The 25,437-nt window shown below is 75.8% G+C and carries 25 protein-coding genes; 10 read left to right on the top strand and 15 right to left on the bottom strand.

The annotated features are described in order from the left end of the window. Positions 1–100: 100 nt before the first annotated feature. The 6 genes from ADL22_RS26145 to ADL22_RS26130 all read right to left on the bottom strand — a co-directional run bounded on the left by ADL22_RS26145 (position 101) and on the right by ADL22_RS26130 (position 7,202). Entirely contained in the window at positions 101–1,897 is a 1,797-nt protein-coding gene (locus tag ADL22_RS26145; protein ID WP_066984716.1) for an FAD/NAD(P)-binding protein, read from the bottom strand. A gap of 89 nt (positions 1,898–1,986) precedes the next feature. Further along, the gene (locus tag ADL22_RS35835) at positions 1,987–2,073 is read right to left on the bottom strand and encodes a class III lanthipeptide (RefSeq protein ID WP_234430859.1); all 87 of its coding nucleotides are present in this window, start codon (positions 2,071–2,073) and stop codon (positions 1,987–1,989) included. Between the two features lie 79 nt (positions 2,074–2,152). Further along, positions 2,153–2,239: a class III lanthipeptide gene (locus ADL22_RS35830; RefSeq protein WP_234430859.1), complete on the bottom strand. Its 87-nt coding sequence runs from the start codon at positions 2,237–2,239 to the stop codon at positions 2,153–2,155. Between the two features lie 209 nt (positions 2,240–2,448). After that, positions 2,449–5,133, bottom strand: a complete 2,685-nt coding sequence (lanKC, locus tag ADL22_RS26140; RefSeq protein ID WP_066984714.1) for a class III lanthionine synthetase LanKC — start codon at positions 5,131–5,133, stop codon at positions 2,449–2,451. Beyond that, positions 5,130–5,867, bottom strand: a complete 738-nt coding sequence (locus ADL22_RS26135; protein WP_079064427.1) for a GNAT family N-acetyltransferase — start codon at positions 5,865–5,867, stop codon at positions 5,130–5,132. Before ADL22_RS26135 ends, lanKC begins: the two co-directional genes overlap by 4 nt. A gap of 66 nt (positions 5,868–5,933) precedes the next feature. After that, positions 5,934–7,202: a beta-ketoacyl-[acyl-carrier-protein] synthase family protein gene (locus tag ADL22_RS26130; protein ID WP_066984708.1), complete on the bottom strand. Its 1,269-nt coding sequence runs from the start codon at positions 7,200–7,202 to the stop codon at positions 5,934–5,936. Between the two features lie 428 nt (positions 7,203–7,630). Between ADL22_RS26130 and ADL22_RS26125 the strand changes: the two genes are divergently transcribed. Next, positions 7,631–7,810 (top strand): DUF5708 family protein, encoded by a 180-nt coding sequence (locus ADL22_RS26125; protein ID WP_066984706.1) that lies wholly within the window; start codon positions 7,631–7,633, stop codon positions 7,808–7,810. A gap of 103 nt (positions 7,811–7,913) precedes the next feature. On the opposite strand, the gene ADL22_RS26120 is transcribed toward ADL22_RS26125, so the two are convergent. Then, complete coding sequence (locus ADL22_RS26120; RefSeq protein ID WP_079064426.1) at positions 7,914–9,164, bottom strand: helix-turn-helix domain-containing protein; 1,251 nt, start codon at positions 9,162–9,164, stop codon at positions 7,914–7,916. A gap of 388 nt (positions 9,165–9,552) precedes the next feature. On the opposite strand from ADL22_RS26120, the gene ADL22_RS26115 reads away from it, so the two are divergent. Beyond that, entirely contained in the window at positions 9,553–10,218 is a 666-nt protein-coding gene (locus ADL22_RS26115; protein WP_079064425.1) for a DUF1707 SHOCT-like domain-containing protein, read from the top strand. Positions 10,219–10,331: 113 nt separating this feature from the next. Next, entirely contained in the window at positions 10,332–11,165 is an 834-nt protein-coding gene (locus tag ADL22_RS26110; RefSeq protein ID WP_066984698.1) for an ABC transporter permease, read from the top strand. A 179-nt stretch (positions 11,166–11,344) separates the two neighbouring features. Here ADL22_RS26110 and ADL22_RS26105 read toward each other — a convergent pair whose 3' ends face one another. Together ADL22_RS26105 and ADL22_RS26100 are read right to left on the bottom strand one after the other, a co-directional pair. After that, on the bottom strand, positions 11,345–13,069 hold the full coding sequence (locus ADL22_RS26105) for a thiamine pyrophosphate-binding protein (protein ID WP_066984695.1): 1,725 nt from the start codon (positions 13,067–13,069) through the stop codon (positions 11,345–11,347). Beyond that, entirely contained in the window at positions 13,066–14,322 is a 1,257-nt protein-coding gene (locus ADL22_RS26100; protein WP_079064424.1) for an aldehyde dehydrogenase family protein, read from the bottom strand. The genes ADL22_RS26105 and ADL22_RS26100 overlap by 4 nt, the downstream gene beginning before the upstream one ends. A 353-nt stretch (positions 14,323–14,675) precedes the next feature. On the opposite strand from ADL22_RS26100, the gene ADL22_RS26095 reads away from it, so the two are divergent. Beyond that, entirely contained in the window at positions 14,676–15,965 is a 1,290-nt protein-coding gene (locus ADL22_RS26095; protein WP_066984692.1) for a helix-turn-helix domain-containing protein, read from the top strand. 166 nt (positions 15,966–16,131) lie between these two features. Here the strand turns inward: ADL22_RS26095 and ADL22_RS26090 are convergent, their stop codons facing one another. Both ADL22_RS26090 and ADL22_RS26085 read right to left on the bottom strand, forming a co-directional pair. Further along, positions 16,132–16,770 (bottom strand): 4'-phosphopantetheinyl transferase superfamily protein, encoded by a 639-nt coding sequence (locus ADL22_RS26090; RefSeq protein WP_066984689.1) that lies wholly within the window; start codon positions 16,768–16,770, stop codon positions 16,132–16,134. Positions 16,771–17,142: 372 nt separating this feature from the next. Beyond that, complete coding sequence (locus ADL22_RS26085; protein WP_066984686.1) at positions 17,143–17,388, bottom strand: acyl carrier protein; 246 nt, start codon at positions 17,386–17,388, stop codon at positions 17,143–17,145. A 279-nt stretch (positions 17,389–17,667) separates the two neighbouring features. On the opposite strand from ADL22_RS26085, the gene fabI reads away from it, so the two are divergent. From fabI to ADL22_RS26070, 3 genes are read left to right on the top strand one after another with little or no spacing between them, the layout of a single operon-like run. Then, the gene (fabI, locus tag ADL22_RS26080) at positions 17,668–18,438 is read left to right on the top strand and encodes an enoyl-ACP reductase FabI (RefSeq protein WP_066984683.1); all 771 of its coding nucleotides are present in this window, start codon (positions 17,668–17,670) and stop codon (positions 18,436–18,438) included. 38 nt (positions 18,439–18,476) lie between these two features. Next, positions 18,477–18,965 (top strand): MaoC family dehydratase, encoded by a 489-nt coding sequence (locus ADL22_RS26075; protein ID WP_066984680.1) that lies wholly within the window; start codon positions 18,477–18,479, stop codon positions 18,963–18,965. After that, complete coding sequence (locus ADL22_RS26070; protein WP_066984678.1) at positions 18,962–20,455, top strand: class I adenylate-forming enzyme family protein; 1,494 nt, start codon at positions 18,962–18,964, stop codon at positions 20,453–20,455. Before ADL22_RS26075 ends, ADL22_RS26070 begins: the two co-directional genes overlap by 4 nt. Before the next feature lie 203 nt (positions 20,456–20,658). On the opposite strand, the gene ADL22_RS26065 is transcribed toward ADL22_RS26070, so the two are convergent. From ADL22_RS26065 to ADL22_RS26050, 4 genes are all read right to left on the bottom strand, one after another. Continuing rightward, complete coding sequence (locus ADL22_RS26065; RefSeq protein ID WP_066984673.1) at positions 20,659–21,210, bottom strand: DUF6344 domain-containing protein; 552 nt, start codon at positions 21,208–21,210, stop codon at positions 20,659–20,661. Between the two features lie 341 nt (positions 21,211–21,551). Beyond that, positions 21,552–21,989 (bottom strand): DUF5994 family protein, encoded by a 438-nt coding sequence (locus ADL22_RS26060; RefSeq protein WP_066984670.1) that lies wholly within the window; start codon positions 21,987–21,989, stop codon positions 21,552–21,554. Between the two features lie 73 nt (positions 21,990–22,062). After that, positions 22,063–22,293: a hypothetical protein gene (locus ADL22_RS26055; RefSeq protein ID WP_234430856.1), complete on the bottom strand. Its 231-nt coding sequence runs from the start codon at positions 22,291–22,293 to the stop codon at positions 22,063–22,065. A gap of 265 nt (positions 22,294–22,558) precedes the next feature. Beyond that, positions 22,559–23,134, bottom strand: coding sequence for a TerD family protein (locus tag ADL22_RS26050; RefSeq protein WP_066984664.1), 576 nt, complete (start codon positions 23,132–23,134; stop codon positions 22,559–22,561). A 231-nt stretch (positions 23,135–23,365) separates the two neighbouring features. Between ADL22_RS26050 and ADL22_RS26045 the strand changes: the two genes are divergently transcribed. The 3 genes from ADL22_RS26045 (at position 23,366) to ADL22_RS26035 (ending at position 25,201) form a co-directional block, all read left to right on the top strand. Then, positions 23,366–23,836: a BlaI/MecI/CopY family transcriptional regulator gene (locus ADL22_RS26045; protein WP_066984661.1), complete on the top strand. Its 471-nt coding sequence runs from the start codon at positions 23,366–23,368 to the stop codon at positions 23,834–23,836. Positions 23,837–23,839: 3 nt separating this feature from the next. Next, positions 23,840–24,805, top strand: a complete 966-nt coding sequence (locus ADL22_RS26040) for a M56 family metallopeptidase (protein WP_066984658.1) — start codon at positions 23,840–23,842, stop codon at positions 24,803–24,805. Between the two features lie 201 nt (positions 24,806–25,006). After that, positions 25,007–25,201 carry a hypothetical protein gene (locus ADL22_RS26035; RefSeq protein WP_066984655.1) on the top strand — a complete coding sequence of 65 codons (195 nt, stop codon included), beginning with the start codon at positions 25,007–25,009 and terminating at the stop codon, positions 25,199–25,201. Positions 25,202–25,437 lie beyond the last annotated feature (236 nt).

Genomic DNA, 25,437 nt, shown 5'->3' with positions numbered 1-25,437 from the left:
GGGTGAACGGGCCGGCCGCCGGGGCGCCGCCCCGGTGGCCCGGGGCCGGGCCCACCGGCCCGGTGGTCCGTTGCCGGGCCGTCGTCCCGGTGGCCCGCCGTCAGTCGCCGGTCAGCAGCCGCCGGGCGATCGCGTCGTTCTGCCGGAGCGCGGCGGCGTTGGCGTACGGGCGCGGGAACTGCGCCGGGCCCACCACGATCCGGTCCCGGTGGACGGTGCCGTCCGCGCCCACCGGGTGCAGCTCCGGGCCGCTGACCCGGGGCCCGGCGGTGCCGTCGTCGCCCGGTTCGGGGGAGAGTTCGCCGCGTTCCCACAGGGCGCGCAGCAGCGGGTCGGCCAGCCGGGCGGGCGGACCGGCCGCCAGCCGGGCGTCGAGCAGTACGGCCGCCTCGTGGACGGCGCCGGGCACGGCGGGGCTGACCGCCCGGAAGGCGGCGGGCCCGGCCGTCACCCGCATGTCCGGGCCGACGAACGTCACCACACCGGCCTCGGCCAGCGCCAGCAGCTGGGCGGCGCGCAGCGGCGGCGGCCCGGAGCTGAGGTACGTCCCCAGGGAGAACCGGCGCAGCGCGTCCCCGGCCGCCGCGCCCGCGAGGTCCCCGGCCCGCCACAGGTCCTCGACGACCTCGCCGGTGCGGCGCAGCGCGTCCACCAGGGCGCGTTCGGGGGCGGCGGCCGGCCCGGTGCGGCGGCGCAGGGTCGCGGCCAGGTGGGCGCGCAGCCGGGCCTGGAGGTCCCCGGGGCCGGTGAACACCGCCCCGGCCAGCGGGTCGGCGAGCCGGGCGAGGTCCAGGCGGTCGGCGGGGTCCGGGACCGCGGCGGCGGCCAGTTTGGCCAGCCGTTCGGGGTCGGTGGCCAGCAGGGCGTACTGGGCGGCGAAATCCGGCCAGCCCGTACGGGCGCGGCCGGGGGCGGCGGTGAACAGGGCGCGGTAGTACCACCAGCCCAGTTCGGCCAGGACCAGCGGCCAGACGTCGCGGCCGAAGTCCGCGCCGGGGCGGGCCAGCGCGGCCCGGCAGGCGGCCGCGGTGGCGAACCGCAGCGGCTCGTCCGGACCGTCCGCCTCCGCCGCGGCCGGGTCGAGCGCCGGCTTCGGTGGCAGCGGCACACCGCGCCGCGAACCGGCGTACAGCCGCGGCTCCCGGCCCGACGGCAGATAGCGCAGCGCGCCGCCGGGCGCGGGGGCGAAGCGGCCGCCGCGGCCCTCGGTCAGCAGCGCCAGGCAGTCGATGAAGACCAGGCCGAGACCGCGGACGAGGACCGGCGCGCCGTCCGGTATGCGGTCCAGCGCCCCGGGGTCGGCCGGGCCGGGCCCGATCCGGGTCAGGCCGGGCGGCGCGGGCTCGGGGAGCAGGTCCGGGTGGCCCTGGGCGAGCAGCACCCGGTCGGCGGTGACCGGCGGCAGCCCGCCGTCGAGGATCACGCGCTGCCGGCCGTCCCCGGTGCGCAGCAGGTCCACGGCGCGCGCCCGGTGCAGGCGCAGCCGCACCGACGCGGGCCGGGCGGCGGTCACCTCGGCGAGGAACCGCAGCAGATAGCGGCCCTGGTCGCGGCGGGCGGCGTAGGCCCCGTCGTGCAGCGGGCCGCCGAGCCACTGCGCGGTGGTGGGGCCGGGGCGCGGCGGACCGGCGCACTCCACGGTCGCGTCGGGGTACAGGGTGACCTGCCCGGCGGCGGAGTTCATCCACAGCAGGCCGGGCTGGTCGGGGCGCCAGGTGCGGCCGGCGCCGTGCGGGTACGGGTCGACCAGGTGCAGGTCCAGCGGACGGTCGCCGTACAGGGCGGGGACGTTGGCGAGGATCCGCTCGGTGACCGAGGCGCCGCGCGGGCCGCAGCCGATGACGCAGAGGGCCAGCGGCGCGCCGCCGTCCCCGGTGTGCCGCGGGGCGTTGCCCATCGTCGTCCGTCCTCCCCGTCCGCGGATCCGGTGCGAAAAAGCGAAGGCCCGGTGGCCCGCACAGCGGTGCGGGGCCACCGGGCTCGGCGTCAGCAGCCCGTGCTGACCGTGGAGCCGAGGGCCTGGGCGTCACGCTCGCCCGGCACCTCCAGACCCTGGAGATCCATGATGGTCATAACCGACACCTCCCTTCCGAAGTCCGTTGGTACTGTGTACGGTTGACAGCTCCGGTGTTCCCGGACACCGGAGGGGGCGTCAGCAGCCGGTGCTGACGGTGGAGCCGAGCGCCTGGGCGTCACGCTCGCCCGGCACCTCCAGGCCCTGAAGGTCCATGATGGTCATGTAAGACACCTCCCTCGGGGGGTGAGCAGGAGCGGTGGACAGCAGCGCCGTTGTGTCAGGTGCCGTTGCGGGGCACCTGGGCCGGCGGGCCGGGCCCTGGGGGCACGCGGCCCGCCGCCGTCACATTCAGCAGCCGGTGCTGACGGTGGAGCCGAGCGCCTGGGCGTCACGCTCGCCCGGCACCTCCAGGCCCTGAAGGTCCATGATGGTCATTTCGACACCTCCCTTCCGGTTTCCGCGGGGCCCGCGATCCCGGAAGGGACGGCGGGGGTCGCGGTGCGCAGGGCACCGCGGGCGCGCTCCGGGGCGGCCGGGTCGACGGCAGCGGCGGAACGCGAGTCGGTGAGGAACGGCAGCAGCGGGGTGCCCCGTTCGGCGGTGGACAGCGCCAGCAGTACGCCGGCGCCTCCGGTGGCCACGTCCATGGAGATCCGGGCCCGGCCGTCGCAGGGGAAGACGAGGGCGCCGTTCAGCGTCATGGCGTGGTGCCGCAGATTGGCCAGATGGCGGCGCAGCTGCCGCTCGGCGGCCTGCGCGGGCAGCGGCACGTGGTCGCGCAGGAGGGCCAGGGTGCCGATCAGTCCGGCCCGGCCGCCCCACAGGCCCGCCTCGATGGTGAAGTCGGCGGAGCAGGCCCGCAGCAGCGCCGGCAGCGCCTCGCGGAGCCGCGCGTCGTCGCGGTGGCGGAGGAGTTCGGCGGCGACCAGGGCGATGCCCGCGCTGCCGTTGTCCAGGTAGGGCAGGAGCCGGAAGCCCTCGTCCACCTGGAGCGTGTCCTGCGGCCCCGGGGAGCAGCGGTCGAGATCGCGGTGGACGGCCCGGACCGCCTCGTCCAGCAGGCCCGGATCGCCGGTGGCCTGGTGGGCGCGCAGGAGGAACAGAGCCGGTCCCGACCAGCCGAACATCAGGCCCCCGGCGTGCGTGGAGCCGCGCCGGCGGGTGCGTTCGACGGGTTCGGTGACGGCCGCGGCGAGCCGCTCGGTGACCCGGTCGGCGAGGCCGAGGGCCCGCTGCCGCAGGGTGTCGCTGCCGAGCGCGGCGGCGAAGTCCAGGAGGGTCAGGCCGGCGCCGGACAGACCGCGGTAGAGGCTGGGGCAGCGGCGTACGGCCAGGCCGCCGGCGGCGCGTTCCAGGACGCGCAGGGCCGCTTCCTCATCGCCCAGCTCCCGCAGGACGTAGGCGATGCCGTGCAGGCCGTCGTAGAAGCCGGTGCGTTCGGCGGGGACCTGCTCGGCGGCGGCGCGCAGCCAGGCCGCGCCCTGCTCGTCGTGCTCCCCCAGGGCGGTGCGGCGGGCCCACAGGACGCCGGCGGCACCGTGGGCGAAGCCCGCGCCGCCCTCGGCGAACTGGCGGAAGTCGCCGGGGTAGAGGCGGTCGGTACGGTGCGGGGTGGCGCTCTCGCGCAGTCCGCGGCCGATCGAGGCGAGCGCGTCGGTGGGCGGGAACGGCCCTTGGGGGCTGCGCAGCGGCGAGGTGGTCTCGTCGTTGGGCGCCAGCTGGGGGGCCAGCCGGGACACCAGGTGCCCGGGGAGGCCGAAGCGGCGGGCCGCGACCTCCAGCAGGGTGGACGCCTTGTCGGGGGCCAGCCCGTTGAGCGCGGCCAGCGGCAGGAACATCCACAGGGCGGTCGCGGCGAGCGCGTAGTGGTCGCCGTCCGCGCCGGTGGCGCCGGCCCGGTGGAAGCCCGGGGCGCCGAGGCTGCTGGGGGTGGCCCGGTCCAGGTCGTCGGCGACCTCGAAGTCCAGCAGGACCGGGATGTCGCCGGGCTGGATGATGAAGTTGCCCGGGTGCAGGTCGCCGATGCGGATACCGCGGCCGTGGACCGAGGCGATCAGCTCCTCGATGCGGGCGAACAGGGCCAGCGCGCGGTCCCGGAAGGCGGTGACGGCGGCCTCGTCGGGCTCCGGCACGGTCAGCGGGTAGATCCCGGCCAGCCAGGACTGGAAGTCCTGCCCCTCCACTTCCTCCAGGACGAGGAAGAGGTGGCCGCGGACCTCGAAGGTGCCGAAGGTGCGCGGGATGCCGGGCAGTCCGGCCAGCCGGGTCAGGATCGTGTGCTCGTGGGCGAGCCGGGCGACCGCGTCCCGTCCGACGCCGTCGGTGCCGGAGTACGGGCGGCCCTCCTTGAGGACGACGGTCCGCTCGCCGGCCCCCAGGGCGTGCGGGGCGGCCGGTTCGGCGCGGTAGACGCCGCCGCCGTGCGAGAAGTGCAGCGCGCCGGTGATGCGGTACGGGAAGTCGTCGACGGCCTGGCGGGCGGCGAGCGAGTCCTTGAGGATGTCGGGGACGGCGACCCAGTCGGGGGTGTGGAAGACCGGGGTGCGGCGGTCCGGTTCGGGGCTGCCGTCCGGCCGCCGCAGGGCGGTGACCAGGTCGCCGTCGGTGTCCTCGGTCCAGCGGGTGCGGAAGCCGCCGTAGCGGACGTACAGCGGGCCCTCGCGGAAGCGCAGGTCGGTCAGGACGTACGGGCCGGGGCGGCCGCCGACGAGGGCGTCCAACCCCTCCAGGGCGCGGGCCAGTTCGGCCTCGTCCGCGGGGTAGACGGTCAGCAGCTTGCCGGCCGAGGAGCGCTGGGCGTACTTGCGGCTCAGGGCGCGCTGCACGTTGGCGCTCTTGAGGTACTTGAAGGCCAGGCCGTTGCGGACGCAGTAGCCGGCGACGTCGGCGAGGGTGCGCTCGGTGTCCTCGGGGGCCGCGCTGACGTGGATCTTCCAGCCCTGGTCGGGCAGGCGGTCCTCGGGCGGGCGGCAGACCGTCCAGGAGTCGTTGTCCTCGCGGGTCCAGCCGGCGGGCAGCGGCGGGGCGGGGAAGCGGGTGGCCTCCAGGTCCCAGTTGCCGGGCCAGTCGAAGAAGGTCCGGTCGGCCAGGGCGAAGCTCTCGGCGCCGTCTCTCATGCCGCACCCCGCTCGGTCGCACCGGCCAGGGCGGGGCGCGGGCCGGTGGTGCCGGCCGGTTCGGCGGCGGTCGCCGGCCCGGTGGTGTCCCGGTAGCCGTCGAGGGCGGTGCGGCCGTCCGCGGCCAGGTGCGCGGTGAGCACCTGGCGGGCCTGGGCCTTGTCCTCGGCGGAGAGGAAGTCGTCCAGCCCGACGGCCAGGACGCGGTTGTCCTCGCTGGGCTTGAGGGAGGCGTAGTGCTCGTCCCGGAGCAGTCCCCACACGATCGCGTCGTGGTACTGGCCGTCGAGGTAGCAGTGGTCCCGGAGGATGCCCTCCAGCACGAAGGGCGTCTTGGTCATCAGGCGGATGATGCCCTTGTTGTAGCCGGCGGTGGTGACCTGCACACGGTGGGCGTCGAGCTGGTGGAAGAGGTAGTCGACCAGCAGCACCACGGCCTCCGCGCCGTAGCCGCGCCGCCACAGCTCGGGGGAGCCGATCGCGCCGCCGACGGTGTAGCCGCCGATCCGGCCGGCCCGCTGGTAGCTGACGGTGCCGATCCGGTCCCCGTCCTTGGTGCGGATCACCATGTGGTGGACCCGCCCGGAACGGTTGGCCTGCTCGATCTCGGCGGCGCCCAGCAGCTCCCAGTCCCCGCTGAGCACGGCCGCCGGCGAACCGGGCCGCAGCCAGGAGGCGATCGCGGCCCAGTCGTCGTCGCCGGGCCATTCCAAGGTCACCAGTCGTCCCTGCATGGTGCGTCTCCCTCCTTCAGTGGTCGCGTGGGTCGGCGGACGGGGCGCCCGGGGGCGCGGGGCGGGTCACGGGCGGTAGCGGGTGAGGACGAGGACGGCGTTGTGGCCGCCGAAGCCGAACGAGTTGCTGAGCACCACCTCGCCGTCCCAGTCGCGCGGGCCCTTGGTGACCACGTCGAGGTCGGGCTCGGCGGGGTGGTCGCAGTTGCGGACCGGCGGGATCACACGGTCCCGGAGCGAGAGCACCGCGGCGGCGGCCTCGGCGGCCCCGGAGGCGCCCAGCATGTGCCCGGTCATGCTCTTGACCGCGGTGACCGGGGTGCGGCGCAGGGTGTCGGGGCCGAGCACCTCGCGCAGCGCGGCGGCCTCGATGCGGTCGTTGAGGACGGTGCCGGTGCCGTGGGCGCTGATCTGGCCGACCTCGTCGGGGCGGCGCCCGGCGTCGGCGAGCGCGGCCCGCATGGCGCGGACGGCGCCGGCGCCGGTGGGATCGGGGGCGGTGGCGTGGTGCGCGTCGGTGGTCGCGGCGTAGCCGGCCACCTCGGCGAGCACGGTCGCGCCGCGCCGTTCGGCGTGCCCGGCCTCCTCCAGGGTCAGGACGGTGGCGCCGACCGCCATCACGAAGCCGTCCCGGTCACGGTCGAAGGGGCGGCTGGCGCCCTCGGGGTCGTCGTTGCGGCGGGAGAGCGCCTTGGCGTTGGCGGTGCCGGCCAGGTCGACGGCGGTCAGCGAGTCGTCCGTGCCGCCGGCCAGCGCGATATCGGCGCGGCCGTGGCGGATCAGCTCGGCCGCCTCACCGATGGCCACCGCGCCGGTGGCGCAGGCCGCGGAGACCGCGCAACTGGGGCCGGAGATGCCGTACTTGATGGAGAGCAGGCTCGCCGGGTGGTCGATCGCGGTGAGCACCGAGTGGTACGGGGAGACCCGGCGCGGGCCCTGCTCCTTGAGGATGTCGTACTGCTGCTGGATCGCGGGGGCGGCGCCGTAGCCGGAGCCGATGACCGCGGCGAAGCGGTGCGGGTCGATACCGGCCGGCGGCTCCAGTCCGGCGGCGGCCAGCGCCTGGGCGGCGGCGACCGCGGCGTACTGGGTGAAGCGGTCGGTGCGGCGGGCCTCCTGGGGGGTGAGGACCCCGGCGGCGACCGGGTCGAAACCGGTCACGTCGCCGGCGATCCGGACCGGGAGGCCGCTCGCGTCGAACCGGGTGACCGGGGCGACGCCGCTGCGGCCGGCCAGGAGGGCGGTCCAGAAGCCGGCGGTGGTGTTCCCCAGCGGGGAGACCACGCCGCAGCCGGTGACGACGACCCGCCGCCGCTCCGCTGCACGTAACTCCATGAATCCCTCCTGATGTCCTGCCCCTTGTCACGCTCGGGGCGACCGCATGACCAGAAAGATGACAGCCGAGTCACTGGCTTGTCAACGGATGAGTCGGAGTCATATCCGCGAACGGGACTGGTCAGTGGGGTCGGCGGCGGCCCCGACCAGCGGAAACACCGTTCCTGACGTGACTTGACGAGTCATGAAAATTGACTGACGAAGGCGAGAGTGAGGCCGGGTGGCGGGGCGGCGGGGCGCTCGTCCGCGCCCGTACGCCGGCGTCCCGGGGGCCGGCGGCCACACCCCGGGAGGGCGGCGCGTACATAGAAAGTGACAGGCGCCGCCGGGCAAAGTGCCTACCTGCGGATGATCCGGCGGGCCGGGCGCGGAGGGGACCCTGGTGCGGTCAACCAGCTCCGCACCAGCGACAAGGGACGAGGGAACTCATGAAGGGTATTGCCGTCGGCATTTTCCTGGCGATCGTCGGCGTGATCCTGTGGCTCACCACGAAGGAAGTCGAGACACCGGTGGTCTCGCTCCACAAGGCCGGGCTCATCCTGGCGATCGTCGGCGGCGCGGAGGCGCTGTTCGCCCTCCTGGGCCTGGGCAAGAAAGCCAATAAATAGCTCGCAATTACCGCACCCGAGCGGCATATGTACGGGCATGTGCGGCACCGGCCGCCTTTCGGGCCGGACCGCCGCCGCGGCGTTGCGGCATCCCCGGCGGGGGTCAGTCCCGCTTTTCGAGGAGGCCGGTGAGGCGTTCCCGGGCCCGGTCGGCGTGCCGGTACGCCTGGGCCCGCCGGAACAGGTCCGCGGAATACCGGAAGTGCCCGGCCGCCCTTTCCCGGTCCCCCAGCCGCGCACAGGCCGCCGCGATCTCCGACAGCGCGGCGGCTTTCTCATGGCACCGCCCGGTGTCCGGCAGCGCGGCCACCTGCGCGCCGAGCGCGGCCACCCGTTCGCGGTCGCCCGCCGCCTCCGCGCAGACCGCCTCGGCGGTGGTCAGCCAGAGCGGGAAGTCCGCCTCCTGGGCCACCGAGGCGACGACCAGGCCGCGCTCCACGATGCTGCGCGCGGCGGCCCGTTCGCCCCGGGCGAGCAGCACCAGCGCATGGCGCCCGTTGACGGTCTCCCAGAGCCGGAAGCCGGCCGCCGGGGTGACCCGGCGCGCCGTCTCGGCCAGCAGCGCGGCCGCCCGGTCGGCCTCCCCGCGGTCCCACAGGTCCAGCGCCCGGTGCAGCGCGATACCGGCCCGCGGGCCGGGCAGCACCCCGTCCGCCGGGCGCCCGGCCTCGGCGGGCTCGGGGGCCCAGTGGGCGCAGCCGCTCCAGTAGGCGCAGCGGGTCAGCACGTCCAGGACGAGCACGGAGTGGAAGGCGCTCCCGGGGGCGCGGGCGGCGGCCGCCTCCAGGGAGCCGGTGAGCGCGTGGCGCAGCCCGTCCTGGACCCGGCCCGCGGACTCCAGCAGATCGGCCAGCGCGATCAGGGCGCGCAGCCGGGCCTCGGCGTACGCGGCCGGGGCCAGCCCGTCCAGCATCCGCAGCAGCACCTCGGCGCCCTCGTCGGCGCGGCCCAGGGAGCCCAGTATTTCCGCAATGGCGAGCTGGGCCTCGGTATTCACGTCGTCCGGGGGGCCGGACGGCTCGCCGCCGGCCAGCGCGCGGAATTCCCGCAGCGCGCCTTCGGCGTCGCCGCCCTCCCATTGCCGGCGGGCCGCGACCAATCGGCCGACGAGGTCCAGCCGGCGGACCCGGCCGGGGGATTCCGCCGGCTCGGTACCGTCCGATATTTCCGTCACGCCGACCCCGAGGCGTTCCGCCAGGATCTTGAGGGCCCGGCCGCTGGGAATCCGCTTGCCCCGTTCGACAAGGGAGATGTAGCTGGCGGACATCTCGGCCCCGGCGAGTTCGTGCTGGGTCAATCCCGCGCTGACCCGGAGCTCTTTGATTCGCCTTCCGGTGTCCGCCGGCTCAGGCATTCGACAAACCCTCCGGATTCGAACGGTCGAGGACTCCGGGCGGATGCACAAATCGCCGAGTCACAATGAGTGCTGCGCACTTTACCAAGCAGTCAACAAGAAGTCGATACGGATTCCGTATTCTTCACCCGCCTTCACACGGCGGCAACGCGACCATTTCGTTGGTGCCCGGAGCATTAACGAACCGGTCCGCGAAGAAGACGGCACCGAACGCTCGGGAACCGGACGGCCGGTATGCCTGCGCGCGCCGCGTCCGGCCGCCGGCTGCACCTTTCGATGTAGTACCGCACGCCGATGCCCGCACCCCGCCTGACGTGGTCGGATGGGATCCGCGGCCGGCCGACGTACGCCCCGCACCACTACCGCCCGACCAGCGGAGGCACCTCCCATGACGCAGCCCCAAGGCCCCGATCTCCACAAGGAATTGACGTCCGATCCGGCGGCCCGGAAGCCCGGCTCGGTGCTCGCCTCGGACGCCGAGCGCGAGGACATGATCGAACGCCTGCGGGAGGCCGCCGCGGAGGGCCGGCTCACCCTGGAGGAGCTGGCCGAGCGGTACGAGGCCGCCTATCTGGCGCGCACCCGCGAGGAGCTGGCCTCGATCGCCGCCGACCTCCCGGACGCGGCGGCCCCGCCGCCGGCCGGCGCCGCCACCGGGCAGCGGGCCTTCAAGGCGGTCTTCGGCGACCTCACGGCGAGCAGCCCGGATCTGGCGAAGGGCATCGAGGCCACCGCCGTCTTCGGCGACCTCACCCTGGACCTGTGCGCCTCGCCGGCCCCGCCGTCCGGCGGTGTGACGATCAACGCCCGCGCGATCGTGGGCGATGTGCATCTTCTGCTCCCCGAAGGGGTACGGGTCGAGATGCACTGCGGCAAGGTCTTCGGGGATCTGCGCGATCTGACCCGGGCGCACTCCGGCCCGGACGCCACCGCCCCCGCCATCCGCATCACCGGCTCCGCGGTCCTCGGCGACATCGTCGTCGCGCACCCCAGCAGCGACCGCCGCACCTACTGGCAGAAGTGGCTCGACGAGCGCCGCGGCAGCCGGCCCTGACCCCGCGGCCCTGACCCGGCGGCGCCGGCCCGCGGCCCCGCGGGCCCGGCCGCGCGCCGGTGCGCCGCGGCCCCCGTCCGCGGCCGCGCCCCGGCCGAGAAGAGGAGAAGCCCATGACGCCGCCCCCGGTGCTGCCGCGCCCCGCGCCGCCGGCCCCGCCCGGTGACGAGCCCCGGATACCGCTGCGGTCCCATCTGCGGCACATCGGCGCGCTGTCCCGCCGCAGCCTCCTCCACATCCGGCAGAACCCGGAGTCGATGACCGACGCGCTGCTGATGCCGGTGGTGCTGACGGTGCTGTTCGTCTTCGTCTTCGGCGGGGCGATCGGCGGCGGTTCGCGCGCCCGGTACACCGCGTTCCTGGTGCCGGGCCTGATGGTGATCCTCGGGATGACCATCGCGATGGCCGTCGGGACGGGCGTCAACGCCGACTTCCGCACCGGGTTGATGGATCGTTTCCGCGCGATGCCGGTGGCCCGCTCCTCGGTGCTGATCGCCAAGGTCGTGGTGGAGACCGCCCGGATGCTGGTGGCCCTCGCGGTGCTGCTGGCGGTGGCCGCGCTGCTCGGCTTCGACGTCGCCGGGCACTGGGCCGGGCTGCTCGCCGCGATCGGCCTGACCACCGTCTTCGGCACCTCGCTGATCTGGATCTTCATGCTGCTGGGGCTCACCCTGCGCACCACCCAGGCCATCCAGGGGCTGTCCGTCCTGGTGCTGACGCCGCTGCAGTTCGCCTCGTCGGTCTTCGTCCCGCCGGCCACCATGCCGGACTGGCTCCAGACGGTGACGCGGCTCAACCCGCTGACCCATATGGCCGACGCCGCGCGCGGACTCGCCCTGGGCGAGGGCCCGGTGGCCGGCCCGGTGCTCTGGACGCTGGTGTGGTCGGCCGCGCTCACCGCGGTGACCGCCCCGATCGCGCTGGCCAAGTTCGCCGCCAAGACCTGACCCGCCCGTACGGAGGGGGCGCCACCCCCGCACGCCCCCGGCGTGGCCCCCTCCGTACGAAGAAGCCGTGCCCCGGCACCGCTCCGGCTCCCCCGTGGCCGGACGGGCCGGGGCACGCAACGCCGGACGGGCGGGCGCTTTCGAGAGCGCCCGCCCGTCCGCCGTTTTCTGCCGCGCCGTCAGCCGCCGGCGCCCTCCCGCTCCGGGAAGTCGCCGGCCGAACCGGCCATACCGGGCGGGGTGTCGGCGAGCGAGACCGCCACCTCCACCACCGAGGTGGTACCGGCCGCGACCTCCCGCCAGGCTGCCGCCAGCGCCGCGTCCAGCTCGCCCCTCCTGGTGACCCGCCGGTGGCCCAGCCCGTAGGCGGCCGCCGGACCCGCGCTCCCGGTGGGGCGCTCGGCGGTGAAGGCGAACCGCGACCCGCTGCCGGACACCCGGTCCAGGTTGCTCTGCAGCCACCCGTACCCGCCGTTGTCCAGCACGATGTACAGCACCGCGACGCCCGCGTCGGCCAGGGAGGGCAGCTCCGAGCGGAAGAGGTGGAACGCGCCGTCGCCGGCCAGCGCCACCACCGGGCGCCCGTCCGCCGCGGCCAGCCGGACCCCGGCCGCGGCGGCCGCGCCGAAGCCCAGCGGGGTCTGCTCGCTGGGCACCACGGACCCGCCGTCCGCGCCGAGCGTCCAGTGGGGGAAGTAGTACGACCACATGTCCTGGAGGCCGTTCTCCTGGACGAGCACCCGGTTGGCGGGGACCGCGCGGTCCAGGGCGGCCAGCACGGCGGCCACCGGGACGGTGCCGGCCGGGGCCGCGCGCTCGGCCTGCCCGGCCCGTTCGGCGGCCCGCTTCTCCAGCGCGGTCCGCACCTCGCGGACCCGGTCCGGCCAGGCCGGGTCCGGGCGGTGGCCGGCCAGCAGCTCGTGCCAGCCGTCCACGATCCGCCCGGCGTCCCCGAGGACGTACGCACCGGGCCGCTCCATGGTGAGCCCGTCCTCGCCCAGGACGGCCTGAACGACCGGGAGTCGGCCACCGGGGCCGTCCGGCCAGCCGAAGGTCGCGGTCTCCTCCAGCCGGCTGCCGACCGCGACGACGAGGTCCGCCTCCGCCCACAGCGCGTCCACCGGCGGCGCCGCGTACAGGCCGCTGACGCCGCAGTAGAGCGGGTGGTCCTCGGCGACCGCGCCGCGGCCCGAGGCGGTGCTGAAGACGCCCGCGCCGAGCCGTTCGGCCAGGCGCTCGATCCGCCGGCCGGTGTTGCGGTGCCGGGCGCCGCCGCCGACCAGCAGCAGCGGCCGGCGGGCCGCGGCCAGGGTGCGGGCGGTGGCGGCCAGCGCGTCCGGGTCGGGCCCCGGGCGCTGCGGAACGACGGGCCGCCAGGGCGCGGTACGGGAGACCGGGGAGTCCGCGAGCTGCTCGGCCAGTTCGACATAGACCGGCCCCGGCGTCCCGTTGACGGCGAGGGCGGCGGCCTTCTCCAGGAGGGCGGGCAGCCGCTCCGGGGTGTCGGCGCGGGCCGCCCACTTCACGTACGGGCGGATCGCGGTCAGCTGGTCCAGCTCCTGGAACGCGCCGGTGCCCAGCCGGTCCAGCCGGGTGCCGTCGGCGATCAGCAGCAGCGGGGCGGCGGCCGAACGGGCCTCCAGGACGCCGGTCAGGGCGTTGGTGAGCGCCGGACCCTTGCCGATGACGCACACCCCGGGCGCCCCGGCGGCCAGCGCGTAACCGGTCGCCATGAAGACCGCGTTGCGCTGGTCGCGGCAGAGGACGACGGGGGTGTCGGCGCTCTCCAGTTCACCCAGCAGCGCCATGTCGTCGCCCGGCAGCCCGAACACCGCCCGGGCGCCCAGGTGGCGCACGAAGCCGGCGACCGCGGCCCAGGCCGTGGGGTAGGTGTGGCCGGTCACCGGGCGGCCCCGGTGCGGTACGCGGCGACGGCCCGGGAGACCAGGACCGGTTCGGCGCGCACCTCGTGGCCGTCGGAGATGTAGTTGGCCATCCGGCCGTAGCCGCCGAACGGCGCGTTGCCGTCGTCGATGGAGAGCAAGGTGGTGTCCAGGGTGACGGTGGTGCGCCGGCGCAGCGCCTCGACCAGCGCCGGGGCCTGGCCGTAAACGCTGGAGCCCAGGGCGCGTTCGGTGAACATGCCGGTGGTCAGGGTGGCGGCCAGGGACTCCTCGTCGCGCCAGGGGGCGACGTTGAAGATCGGCGCGAAGAACTCCGGGACGTGGGTGCGCGGGGTGATCTCCTCGCCGACCACGACGGTGGGGTCCAGCCGCCGGGCGCGGAAGTCCACGTGGCCGCCGTGCACGATGCCCGCCCGGTTGCGGGCCAGGAACTGCGCGGCCTCCTCCAGGGCGCCGTCGTAGAAGATCGGCCCGAAGTCGGCGTCGGGGTCGGTGTACGGGCCGTACCGCAGCCCCTTCAGCTCGCTGACCAGCGCGTCCAGGAACGGGTCGAGCAGGGTGTGGTGGACCGCGAAGAGGTCCGGCCCCAGGCAGTCCTGGCCGGTGTTCAGGGTCCGGATGGTGATCGCGTCCCGGGCGGCCCGCGCCACGTCGGCCCCGGGGGCGACGACGAACGGGTTGACCCCGGAGCCGTAGAAGAGCAGCAGCTGCCCCGGGGAGAGCTGGGCGCGGATCTGCTCGGCGTTGCGGTAGGCGCCGGTGAAGACCACCACGTCGGCGGGGAGCACCTGCTCGCGGAGGAACTCGCGCTGGCTGGCGCCGCTGAGGGTGACCGGCAGCCGGTGCCGCTCGGCGAGCAGCGCGTGCAGCCGCACCATCTGGTCCTTGACCCGGCTGGAGGGCCGGAAGACCAGCTCGTCCGTATAGAGCGCGGGGACGAGGAGGTAGAGGGCGTAGGAGTAGAGGATCACGTTGGACGGCATGAACGCGGCGAGCCGGGGCACCTGCCCCGGCCGGTGGGCGGCCACCTCGTCCAGCGCCCCGTCGAGGGTGGCGACGGTGGCGTCGATCTCGTAGCGCGCGGCGCGGTGGGTGGAGATCTCGCACAGCAGCTCGTGGACCGCTCCGCCGTCCTGCGCAAGGTAGTCCCGGACCCGGCGTAACGCCGCCGCGCGCCGGTGCTCGCTGCGGCCCTCGGTGCCGCTCTCCTCCGGCTCGGCGGCCACGGTCGGCCATGCGGGAGCGGAGCTCATATGTCCCTCCTCGGGGCGTAGTCCATGGAGGGTCAGCGTCAGCTAATTGTCATTTATTGTCAAGTAGAGTCATTACGCGCGACTGCGGGGCATGACAGGGCGGGTCGCTCCACGTACGGCCACTACCGGCTTTCCCGCGTGGGGCGGTACGTCCGGCCGCGCCCGACTGTGACAAAAAATGACAGCGGGGCGATCGGGGCGGGCCGGACCGGGGCACCGCCCGGCTGTCCACAGGCCGCCGCGCGGGAAGGTGCCGGTGAGTAGACTCACCGGCACCGCGGCGCCGGTCCCTCCCGCCGGCCGCCCGCGTCCCGTCACCGTCCGTCCCCCCGACCCCACTGCGAGCGATTTTCTTGACGATTGAGCAGCCTGCCTTCGGGAAGCGAGTGCGGGAGATCCGGCGCGCCCAGGGCCTGTCCCAGGGGGACCTCGCCGGCGACGACCTCTCCCCCAGCTACGTCTCGCTGGTCGAGAACGGCCGCCGGGTGCCCGGCGCCCGGATCGCCCGGTCCCTCGCCGAGCGGCTGGGCACCACCGTCGAGGCGCTCTGCGCCGGCGACCAGCCGGCCGGCGGGCCGTCCGGGGGGCTGGCCCAACGCCTCGCCCTGGTCGGCCAGTTGGTGGCCGCCCGGGCCAGCCGGCAGGCCGGCGACTGGGCCGGCGCCCGGCAGCAGCTGGAGGCCGTCCTCGCGCGAGCCGACGCGGACGGGCAGGAGGAGATCCGCTGGGAGGCCCGCTGGGAGCTGGCCGCCGTCCTCGGCCGGCTCGGCGACCCGGCCCGCCACGAGGCGGCGCTGCGCGGGCTGCTCGACGACCCGCTGACCCGCTCCGCGCCCGTGCTGCACGCCCGGGTCGCCATCGAGCTGGCCCAGCTGCTGCGCGGGGCCGGCCGGCTCGCCGACGCGGTCCGGGCCGCCGAGGACGCCGTCCGGGCCGCCGCCGAGCTGGAGCCGGGCCGCCCGGAGCGGGCGCAGGCCCAGGTGGCGCTGGTGTCCGCCTCCGTGGACAGCGGCGAGTGGGACCGCGCCGGCGAGCTCGCCGCCCGGCTGCGTACGGAGCTCGCGCCGCTGCCCCCGGGCGAGCTGCGGGCCGGTGCCCTGTGGGCGGAGGCCGGCGCGCGGTATCTGGCCGGGGACGCCGGCGGCGCGCTGGAGCTGCTGGCCGAGGCGGACGGGCTGAGCGCCGCCACGGACGGCGTACGGCTGCGGCTCCGGCTGGCCCGGGCCCGGACGCTGCTGGCGCTCGCCGCCGGGCCGGCGGCCGGCGCGGACGCCCTCCTGGAGCGCTCCCGGCAGGCCGCGGCACTGGTCGACACCCCGTCCGCCCGGAGCTGGCTGGCCGTCCTGGAGACCGCCGGGGCGCTGGGCCGCGGCGACACCGCGGCGGCGGCGGACCATTCCGCCGCCATCGACCCGGACGCCCCCGAGCTGTCCCCCCTGGACCGCGCCCGCGCGCTGCTCCACCGGGCGCGCGCGCTGCGCGCCGCGGGCCGGGCGGCGGCCGCCGAGGAGTCCTTCCAGGCCGCCGCGGCCGGGTACGAGGCGGCGGGCGCCTTCCGGCTGGCGCTGGAGACCTGGCGCGAACTGAGCGCCGGCGCGCGGGGCACCGGGGAGCCGGATCCGCATGCGGTGGTCATGCCGTAGGGGCTTGCGGCCGGGGCTTCCTGGGGGCCGAGGCGCGCGGTGTGGCCTACGGGGCGCGGGGGCTTGCGCCCTCGGGGCTACGGGTCGCTCGGCGGCACGGGCCTCGCCCATGGGGCCGCGGGGTCGCGCCTCTTGGGGGCACGGGTCGCGCCATCGGGGCGGCGGGTCAGAGCACCGGCCCTTCCGCTGCGTGCGCGTCCCAGAGCCGGATCCCGGGGAGCGGGGCGGAGCTCGCGGCGCAGGCCACCCGGTCCGGTCCGGCCGGCAGGTCCCGTACGTAGGCGACCGGGCCGCAGCCGCCGGCCGCCGCCACGGCGTCCGGCAGGCGGACCGTCGCGGCGCCGGCCTCCGGCCCCGCGCCGCTCAGCGCGTCGACCTCGGCGGCGGCGGCCAGACCGCACCGCCCGGCGAGCCGGAGCGCCGCCTCCTTGCGGGTCCACAGCCGGGCCAGCCGGCGGGCCCGGCCGTCCGCCGGGGCGCGCCGCAGGCACGCGCGCTCCAACGGGGTGAAGGGCAGCAGGAGTTCGCCGACCGGGCCGCGGGGCACGGTGTGGACGCTGAGCGCCACGGGGACGTCGCGGGCCAGGGCCAGTAACGGGCGGTCGGGGTCGTCGCCGGCCGCCAGGCAGAGGCGGGCGCCCGGGGGCCAGCCGGTGTCGGCGGGCGGCCGGGCCGCCACCGGGCGCCCGAAGCCGTCGCGGGCCAGGGAAATGCCGTCTGCCGCGCAGTGCAGCAGCCGGGCCAGGAAATCCGTTAAAGCGGCCGGGCGGTGGAAATCCGCGGCGGCCGGCGAAAAGACGTGCAAACGGCCGTCGGCTAATGCCGCGGGCCCGTCCGGCGCGGAACTGCCGCCACTTCCGCGGGAGTTGCCGGCCGGTTCCGTATCGCCGCCCGTATCCGTGCCATGGAAAAGGCCGTCCCCCCGCATAGGTCCCCTCGCACCAGGGCTCCTTTCTCCGGGGTGGTCACGCCCGGGAAAGCAGAACGCTGAGTCGTTTATCGATCACTCTCCGGCGATCATCAAGGTAGCCCCGGCCCCTGACCGAGTCAACAAGAGACGACTCAAAATCAACTTCGGTTTACTGACTGCGATGACAGCATTCCCCGGCCCGGAGAGTGCGCGCTCCGGGCGGTTTCCCGGGCCGCCGCCCGGAGCGCCGGCGGGCGGCCGCCCGGCTCAGGACGCCAGCCGCTTCTCCACCTGGGTCACCAGGTCCGACACCGTGTGGACGCCGGTCAGTTCGTCCTCCGGCAGCTCGATCCCGAACCGCTCCTCGGCGACGACGATGACCTCGGCCATCGCCAGGGAGTCCACGTCGAGCTCCTCGACCAGGGACTTCTCCTCGGTCACCTCGTCGGCCGGGACCCCGGCCACCTCGTTCAGCACGGCGGCGAGCTGGGCGGTGATCTCTTCTCTGGTCATGGCGGTCGCCTTTCTCCGGTGGGGTCCGGCACGGTCACGAGGACCGGTCAACTGTTTGACTCAACTTGACTCTTGTAGTCAACTGGAGCCCGGATACGTTGTCAACGGCCGAGATGACGGCCGATCAGCCCCCTGCTGTGGCCGGGAAATCCGGGCGCCAGGGATTCACGCGCCCGCGTTTCCGGGTGCGTTCGGAGCGTTCACCGCGGCCGGCGCGTTGCGGTGCGTTCGGTGACTCCGCGGTCGGCGGGGAGTCAGGATGAGTCAGACGGAGGACCGATGAGTGGTCTGCTGGACGGAAAGCGACTGCTGATCACCGGTGTGATCACGGAGAGCTCGATCGCCTATGCCGTGGCGCGGCTCGCCCAGCAGGAGGGCGCCCGGATCGTGCTGACCGCCTACGGCCGGCCGTCCCTGGTGGCCCGGCTCGCCCGCCGGCTGCCCGCCGAACCACCCGTGGTGGAGCTGGACGTGACCGACGAGGAGCAGCTCGCCACCCTCGCCGACCGGGTCGGCGCCCACCTCGACGGCCTCGACGGGGTGCTGCACTCCATCGCGCACGCCCCGGCCGGCTGCCTCGACGGCGGTTTCCTGACCGCCCCCTGGCCGGAGGTCGCCGGCGCGCTGCACACCTCGGCGTACTCCCTGGTGGCGCTGGCCCGGGCCTGCCGGCCGCTGCTGGGCCCCGGCTCGTCCGTGGTCGGTGTGGACTTCGACGCCTCCCGCGCCTGGCCCGGCTACGACTGGATGGGCGTGGCCAAGGCGGGCCTGGAGGCGTGCTCGCGCTATCTGGCGCGCGACCTCGGCGGCCAGGGCATCCGCGCCAACCTCGTCGCCGCCGGCCCGCTGCGCACCCTGGCCGCGAGCGGCATCGGCGGCGACGGCCCGTCCTTCGAGAAGGGCTGGTCCGCCCGCGCCCCGCTCGGCTGGGACCCGCGCGACGCCGAACCGGTCGCCCGGACCTGCCTGGCGCTGCTCTCCGACTGGCTGCCCGCCACCACCGGCGAGATCGTGCACGCGGACGGCGGCCACCACATGATCGGCGACTGAGCACGGTGGGGGAGCAGCCGGGGGGCGGCGTCCGGCCAGTGGGCGGGTCGCCGGGGGGCGGGTCGCCCGCCGTCACCCGTACGTGCACCGTCGACCGCGACCGGATCGCCCGCTTCGTCCGGGCGCTCGGCGGCACCCCGCACCCCGCGCACACCGACCCGGCCGCCGCGCGGGCGCTCGGCCACCCCGACGTCATCGCGCCGCCCACCTACCTCGCCGTCCTGGCCGCCCCGGCCGAGGACCAACTCCTCGCCGACTGGCCCGGGTTCACCTCCGAGGGCGCCGTCCACCGCGCCCAGTCGGTGCGCCTGGCCCGCCCGGTGCACGCCGGGGAGACCCTGCGGGCCACGGCCCGGGTCGCGGACCACACCGACCGCGCCGGCCGCCCGCAGCTCACCCTGGAGTGCGCCTTCCACACCCCCGGCGGCACCTGGGTGGCCACCACCACCTCGTCGCTGCTGGGCCCCGTCGCGACGGCGGGCCCGGACCGGCGGCCCCTCGACCCCACGGGATCGGAGCAACCATGACCGACACCATCGCGCCCGCCCCGCCGGTCGCCGCGGCCCGCCTGGTCGACGGCGCCGGCGCCCCCGCGGACCCCGCCGCCCGCCTGGCCGGACCCGCGCTCGACCGCCGCGTCCGGGCCGCCGCCCAGGCGCTGCGGGACCTCGGCGTCCGCGCCGGCGACCGGGTCCTGGTCCAGGGCGACAACAGCACCGCCTACGTCGTGACGCTGCTGGCCCTGATGCACCTGGACACCTCCCTCGTCCCGCTCGACCACCGGGTCCCGCCGCCGGACACCGCCGCGGCCGCCCGCCAGGCCGCCGTCCGCTGGCAGATCACCGCCGACCCCGCCGCGGCCCTCCCCGGCCTCCCCGCCGGCCGCGTCATCACCTACCCGCTCCGCACCCCCGACGCCCCGCCGCCGCCCGCGGACCCCGTGGACCTCGCCGCCTGGTTCCGCCGCGGCGACGCCCTCGTGCTGTGGTCGTCCGGCACCACCGGCCGCCCCAAGGGCGTGGTGAAGCCCGGCGCGGCGGTGCTCGACAACTCGCTGCGCACCATCGAGGCCATGGGCTTCCGCGCCGACGACGTGATGGCCCCCCTGCTGCCCTTCTCCCACCAGTACGGGCTCTCCGTCATCCTGCTCTGGTGGCTGACCCGGTGCACCCTGCTGGTCACCCCGTACCAGCGGCTGGACACGGCGGTCGGACAGGCCGCGGCGCACGGCGCCACCGCCGTCGACGCCGCCCCGTCCACGTACCACTCACTCCTGGGCGTGCTGCGCCGCCGCCCCGAGGCGCGCCGCGCGCTCGCCGGCGTCCGCATCTGGGGCGTGGGCGGCGCCCCGCTGCCGGCCCCGCTGGCCGAGTCGTTCCGCGCGGCGCTGGGCCGCCCGCTGCTGGACGGCTACGGCCTGACCGAACTCGGCAATGTCGCGCTGGCCACGCCCGACGTACCGCACGGCTGCGGGCGTCCGCTGCCCGGCGTACGGCTGCGCGTGACCCGTCCCGACGGCACGGTCGCCGACCCCGGCGAACTCGGCGCCATCGAGGTGCGCTCCCCCGGTCTGATGGCCGGCTACCTCCAGGAGGACGGCTCGCTCGCACCGGCCGACCCGGACGCCTGGTATCCGACCGCCGACCTCGGCAGCGTCGGCGCGGACGGCATCGTACGGGTGGTGGGCCGCAATCAGGCCGTGCACCGGCTGGGCTTCACGCTCTACCCCGAGAGCCTGGAGCGCCGGGCCGAAGCCTGCGGCCGTCCGGTCAAGGTGCTGGCCGTCCCCGACCAACGCCGGGGCAGTGCACTGCACTTCGTCGTCGCGGACCCCGAGGGCGAGGCCCCGCTCACCTGGCGCCGGCGGCTCGCCCCGCACCTGGCGGAGTACGAACAGCCCAACGCGGTCCATGTCGTCGACCGCTTCCCGCTCACCCCGAACGGAAAGCCCGACACCCGCGCACTCCGCGCCCAGCTGGGCCTGGCACCGGCACCGTCACCCGGCTCCGGAGGCTGAACGCCCGTCCGCCGTCCGCTGTTTCACGTGAAACATCGGTCCGCGGCGCCCGCGATCAAAGTCTGTGGGTCCTGCTGATTCTGTTGCTACTGCCTCTGCCGCTGTTGCTGCTGCTTCGGGTAGTGCCGCGGTTCGCGTCGCCGCGCGCTTCGTCGCCGCACTTCTCGCACGTCTCGTCGTTCGCCGCTGCGCTCGGATCCGCTTCACACCGCACGGGCGGCCGTGTGGGCGCGGCGGGCCGCGGGAACGGCCGGTGCGGCGCCGGCGCCCGAAGCGGTGCCGCACGGGGCGGCGCACAGCGGCTGGGCACCGGCGGCACGGCGGCGGCGGGAGGTGGGGGAGGCGCCATGGGCCTCGGCGTGGATCCGCTGCTTGATGGTCGGCGGCAGCGTCGGCAGCGGGAAGCGGCGGCGGACCGCTCCGGCCTGGCCGGAGCCGGGCGCGGTACGCGCGGCGGGGACGAACGGCCGCTCCGGCTCAGCGGCCGTGGCCGTGGCCCTGGCCGCTGCCGCAGGTGCGGTGGCAGCCGTGGCGGACGGGTCCGGATGGCGATGATCCGGTTCGGCGTCGCGCACAGCCGCGCGCCGTGCCCCGCCCGGCGCAGTGGCCGGCGCGGTGCCGCCCGGCGTGTGCTCGTGGCGGGCGGCCTCCCGGCGGGCCGCGGAGGCGGCGGCGGAGACCCCCAGTGACGCCAGCAGCTTCCCCAGTACGGCCAGGCAGGCCGCCCAGAACTTCATGACCTTGGTCGCAGCCATGGTCCCTCGCTTTCGGTCGGGGCCCCCAGGTGCGGGGACCCACGCGTTCCTTCTGTTGCGTTTTCTTATGATGAGTACGCAATGGGAGGATTCACGGACCGACGCCCCCGGATCGGCGTTCTTCCGATGAACACCACCCGTCCGCAGCAACCGCCCCCGCGAAAGCGCAGGCGGGAGCGGACCGGAGGGGCAGGGGAACGGGCGCCGCGCGGCATCGCGGGACCGCCGGAGCGCTCCCGGCGGATGCGCGAAGGAGCGCCCGGCGTTATGCAGGTGACCGACGCGTACGCCCGGAACAGGGACCCGTACGCGTACGCCCGGACCAGGGGCCCGTACCGCCGTCAGGCCGGTGTCAGCCCGGCCGGCCGCCCCGTCCGCGCCATCTCCGCCAGCGTCCGGACGGCGGTGGCCTCCGGCGTCGCCGGCGGCAGGAGCAGCAGGTCCCAGCGGCCGTGGCCGGCCGAGACCAGGCAGAGGGTGTCCGGTCCGGGGCGGTTGGCGGTGCGGCGGAGCCGGACGACATGGCCGGCGGCGAGGATGTGGCCGGGCAGCGCGGGCCAGCCGGTGCCGTTCACCGTGGCGTGGGTGATCCGCGGCCAGTCGGAGGGCAACGCGGCGAGGAGTTCGGGGAGTTCGGCGGCCAGATCGGTGGAGTGCGGCCACCAGATCCCGTCGATCCGCCGGGTCACCGGGCCGTGCGGGGCGATGGCCAGCCGGGCGACCGGCGGCGGCGCGTGGTGTTGCGGGCGGTGCGGGGAGCGGCCCTCGGCAGTGGTCATACGGCGCTCCTGACGCGACGAGCGGCGAGCGCGGCGGCCGCGTTCGCCGGCGGGGCGGGGGCGGCGGGCGGGGTCACCGGCCGCCGCGCGGCTCCCGGGAGGACGGCGGCGGGCCGCCGGTGCGCGTACGCGGGCCGGTGTCCTGGCCGTGCCGGTGGTGGAGCCGGTGCTGGAACGACTCCTTCCAGTGCGCGTACCGGTGCGCGGCGGGGCGGCCGGACGTCTGGGCGTTGACCCGCAGGAGGAAGAGGACGCCCATCGCGATCAGGGCCAACAGGACGAGGACGCTCAAGAAGGTCTGCATGGCGCTCACCCGCATACTCCCGGGCCCCCGCAGCCGGGGCATACCGGGCACGCTCGACAATGCTTCGCTTTCCGGTGGTTTCTCCACCGTACTCCGCGCATCGGCGGCATATCGCGCCAAAGCGGGTCATGACGACGGGGGGCGGCATCCGCACACCTTCTACGGCGCTGTAGATTTTGCTTCCGCATGACCATGCGTATGCCGACAGCATGCCCAGGGCCCGCCCGGCGCATGCCCGCCCCGCCGCCCCGCCGGGCCGGACGCGTCAGACGTTGACGCCGTAGTCCGCCGCGATGCCCGCCAGTCCGGAGGCGTACCCCTGGCCCACGGCGCGGAACTTCCACTCCCCTTGGTGCCGGTACAGCTCGCCGAAGACCATCGCGGTCTCGGTGGAGGCGTCCTCGGTCAGGTCGTAGCGGGCGAGCTCGGCGCCGCCGTCCTGGTTGACCACGCGGATGTAGGCGTTCCGCACCTGGCCGAAGTTCTGGCCGCGGCTCGCCGCCTCGTGGATCGAGACCGGGAAGACGATCCTGGTGATATCGGCCGGGACGGCGCTCAGCGCGATCTCGATGGTCTCGTCGTCGCCCTCGCCCTCACCGGTCAGGTTGTCGCCGGTGTGCCGCACCGAACCGTCCGGGCTGGTGAGGTTGTTGTAGAAGACGAAGTGCAGGTCGGAGGCGACCTTGCCGCTGTCGGTGCAGAGCAGCGCGCTGGCGTCGAGGTCGTAGTCGGCGCCGGTGGTGGTCCGCACGTCCCAGCCGAGGCCGACCGAGACCGCGGTCAGGCCCGGCGCCTCCTTCGACAGCGAGACGTTGCCGCCCTTGGCCAGCGAGACTCCCATGGCTTCCCTCCAGTTGTGCCGGTGTGCGGGGTGGCGGCCGGGCGCCGTGGCGCGTTCCGCGCGGTGGTCCCGGCCCCGGCCGAAAAACTACAGGAGTGTAGAAGTAAGCGGCCGGAGAGCGCCGCCCCCGGGTGCGGCGGGTCCGCGCGGACCCGGTGGCGCGGCGGGCGCGGCCGTAAAATGCCCCGGCGTCCCGCCCTCGGGACGCCCGGTACGACGGGAGGCGGCGGCATGGGCGGAACACCCTTCGGAAAGGCCCTCGGCGGCGCCGGGCGGGAGCGCGCGCGGCGCGGGCAGGGCCAGCTGGAGGCCCAGGTGCTGGCCGCCCTGCACCAGGCGCCCGGCCCGGCCACCGCCGCCTGGGTCCAGCAGCGGCTCGACGGCGACCTGGCGTACACCACGGTGATGACGATCCTGTCCCGGCTGCACGCCAAGGGGGCGGTCACCCGCGAGCGGTCCGGCCGGGCCTACGCCTGGACGCCGGCGGCCGACGAGGCCGGGCTCGCCGCGCTGCGGATGCGCCGCGTCCTGGACGGCGAACCGGACCGGGACGCCGTGCTGACCAGCTTCGTCTCGGCGCTCTCGGCCCATGACGAGGAGGTGCTGCGCAGCCTCCTGGACCGCGCGGGGGACGGCGGCCGGGCCGGCCCCGGGCCCGGCGCGGGCGGCGCGGGCCCGGCGGACGAAGCGCGCGGAGGGTGACCGGTGGGCGTTTTCGTCTTCCTGCCGCTGGTCCTGCCGCTGACCGCGCTGCCGATCGCCCGGCTCGCCGAACAGCACCTCCACCCCCGGGTCACCACCCGGCTGCTGACCCTGCTCGCGGTGGTCCTCGGCCTGTGCAGCACGCTCTGCCTGGGGCTGCTGGTGGTCGTCGGCACCGCCCAACTGCCCGGCAATCCGCTGCCGGACGGCTGGTCCGACCCGGAGGTGCGGGCCGCGGTGCCGTACGCCGAGGTGGCCGGGGTGGCGGCGATCTTCGCGCTGGCCGGGGCGCTCACCGTGTGCGGCGCCGCGCTGCGCCGGAACCACCGGATCCGGGCGCGGGCCCACCGCGCGCTGGACGTCCTGCCGGCCGGCGCCGACCCCGCGGTGCTGCCGGACGACCACCCCTACGCCTACGCGGTGCCCGGCACTCCGGCCCGGCCGGGGCGCCCGGCCCGCCCCGGCCGGATCGCGGTCTCCCGGGGCATGCTGCGCAGCCTCGACGCGGACGAGCGGCGTGCCCTCTTCGCGCACGAGCGCGCCCATCTGCGCTGCCGCCACCACCGCTACCTGCTCGCCGTCCGGCTGGCCGGATGCGCCAACCCGCTGCTGCTGCCGCTGCGTTCCGCGGTCGCGTTCAGCGCCGAGCGGTGGGCGGACGAGGAGGCGGCGCGGGCGGTCGGCGACCGGCGGCTGACCGCGCGGGCGGTGGGGAAGGCGGCGCTGATCGCGCGGCCGGTGCCGGATCCGCTGCCGGCGCAGTTCGCGTCGCCCGAACCGGGGCCGGTACCGCGGCGGGTGGCCGCGCTGCTCGGGCCGGTGCCCTCGGCGCGCACCTGGCCGCCGGCGCTGACCCCGGCGGGACTGGCGGCGCTGGTCGCGGCGGCGGGCACCGCGGCCTCCGCGCTCTCCTCCCTGAACGCGGCGGTAGCTCTGTTCCTCGTTCTGAAGGCGGCGACGCCGTGGTGAGTGCACACTGATCCCGGACTCTCCAGCGCGCCACGCGGCGGACACCTCGACTGTGATCCGTAGCACACCAACGGACTTCTACAGCGCTGTAAAAGTTGCCGGTAGGGTTGCGCCTGACATGCGCAACGGGCGCTGCCGGAGGGGGAGATGGCGACGAGGTGCGGACCCCTGACCTGGGACAGCCCGCCTCCAGAGGCGGAGGTGCGATGGGTCTATCAGCCGGTCGAGGTCCAATATCCCGACGGCGCCTGGGAATTGGGCCGGATCTGCGCCTGGTGGACGGACGGCGCGGGCGCCCGGTGGTGCCTGCTGCGGACCGTCCCCGGCGGCAGCCGCCCGCGGTGGCGCCGCTACGACCCGGACTCCGTACGACTGCTGCCCACCGAGGGCATCTGACCCGCCGCGGCCCGCTGCCGCCCCCGGACCCGGCCGCCTGCGCCGGGCCCGCTCCCGTATCCGCGCACACCTCCACTCCGCAAGACCAGATCGAGAAGGACCAGAAGGGCCATCGGCGTGCATGACAGGCAGACGCACAGGCAGGCGGCCCGGCGGGGCGGCAACGGCGGCGCGCGCGGCACGGCGGTGGACGACGGGGCCCCGGCGGCGGACGGCGGGCGGGCCGGGCGGCGGCG

Origin of the sequence: Streptomyces sp. NRRL F-4489 (assembly GCF_001509485.1) — a bacterium.
Lineage (GTDB): Bacteria > Actinomycetota > Actinomycetes > Streptomycetales > Streptomycetaceae > Streptomyces.
The sequence above is the reverse complement of the archived record's forward strand: the minus strand, read 5'-3'. Positions and strand labels throughout refer to the sequence as shown.

What these genes read in the sequence shown, in the direction of transcription:
- ADL22_RS26145 (WP_066984716.1), bottom strand. Translation starts at nt 1,897, where the DNA reads ATGGGCAACGCCCCGCGGCACACCGGGGACGGCGGCGCGCCGCTGGCC.
- ADL22_RS35835 (WP_234430859.1), bottom strand. Translation starts at nt 2,073, where the DNA reads ATGACCATCATGGATCTCCAGGGTCTGGAGGTGCCGGGCGAGCGTGAC.
- ADL22_RS35830 (WP_234430859.1), bottom strand. Translation starts at nt 2,239, where the DNA reads ATGACCATCATGGACCTTCAGGGCCTGGAGGTGCCGGGCGAGCGTGAC.
- lanKC (WP_066984714.1), bottom strand. Translation starts at nt 5,133, where the DNA reads ATGAGAGACGGCGCCGAGAGCTTCGCCCTGGCCGACCGGACCTTCTTC.
- ADL22_RS26135 (WP_079064427.1), bottom strand. Translation starts at nt 5,867, where the DNA reads ATGCAGGGACGACTGGTGACCTTGGAATGGCCCGGCGACGACGACTGG.
- ADL22_RS26130 (WP_066984708.1), bottom strand. Translation starts at nt 7,202, where the DNA reads ATGGAGTTACGTGCAGCGGAGCGGCGGCGGGTCGTCGTCACCGGCTGC.
- ADL22_RS26125 (WP_066984706.1), top strand. Translation starts at nt 7,631, where the DNA reads ATGAAGGGTATTGCCGTCGGCATTTTCCTGGCGATCGTCGGCGTGATC.
- ADL22_RS26120 (WP_079064426.1), bottom strand. Translation starts at nt 9,164, where the DNA reads ATGCCTGAGCCGGCGGACACCGGAAGGCGAATCAAAGAGCTCCGGGTC.
- ADL22_RS26115 (WP_079064425.1), top strand. Translation starts at nt 9,553, where the DNA reads ATGACGCAGCCCCAAGGCCCCGATCTCCACAAGGAATTGACGTCCGAT.
- ADL22_RS26110 (WP_066984698.1), top strand. Translation starts at nt 10,332, where the DNA reads ATGACGCCGCCCCCGGTGCTGCCGCGCCCCGCGCCGCCGGCCCCGCCC.
- ADL22_RS26100 (WP_079064424.1), bottom strand. Translation starts at nt 14,322, where the DNA reads ATGAGCTCCGCTCCCGCATGGCCGACCGTGGCCGCCGAGCCGGAGGAG.
- ADL22_RS26085 (WP_066984686.1), bottom strand. Translation starts at nt 17,388, where the DNA reads ATGACCAGAGAAGAGATCACCGCCCAGCTCGCCGCCGTGCTGAACGAG.
- fabI (WP_066984683.1), top strand. Translation starts at nt 17,668, where the DNA reads ATGAGTGGTCTGCTGGACGGAAAGCGACTGCTGATCACCGGTGTGATC.
- ADL22_RS26070 (WP_066984678.1), top strand. Translation starts at nt 18,962, where the DNA reads ATGACCGACACCATCGCGCCCGCCCCGCCGGTCGCCGCGGCCCGCCTG.
- ADL22_RS26065 (WP_066984673.1), bottom strand. Translation starts at nt 21,210, where the DNA reads ATGGCTGCGACCAAGGTCATGAAGTTCTGGGCGGCCTGCCTGGCCGTA.
- ADL22_RS26060 (WP_066984670.1), bottom strand. Translation starts at nt 21,989, where the DNA reads ATGACCACTGCCGAGGGCCGCTCCCCGCACCGCCCGCAACACCACGCG.
- ADL22_RS26055 (WP_234430856.1), bottom strand. Translation starts at nt 22,293, where the DNA reads ATGCAGACCTTCTTGAGCGTCCTCGTCCTGTTGGCCCTGATCGCGATG.
- ADL22_RS26050 (WP_066984664.1), bottom strand. Translation starts at nt 23,134, where the DNA reads ATGGGAGTCTCGCTGGCCAAGGGCGGCAACGTCTCGCTGTCGAAGGAG.
- ADL22_RS26045 (WP_066984661.1), top strand. Translation starts at nt 23,366, where the DNA reads ATGGGCGGAACACCCTTCGGAAAGGCCCTCGGCGGCGCCGGGCGGGAG.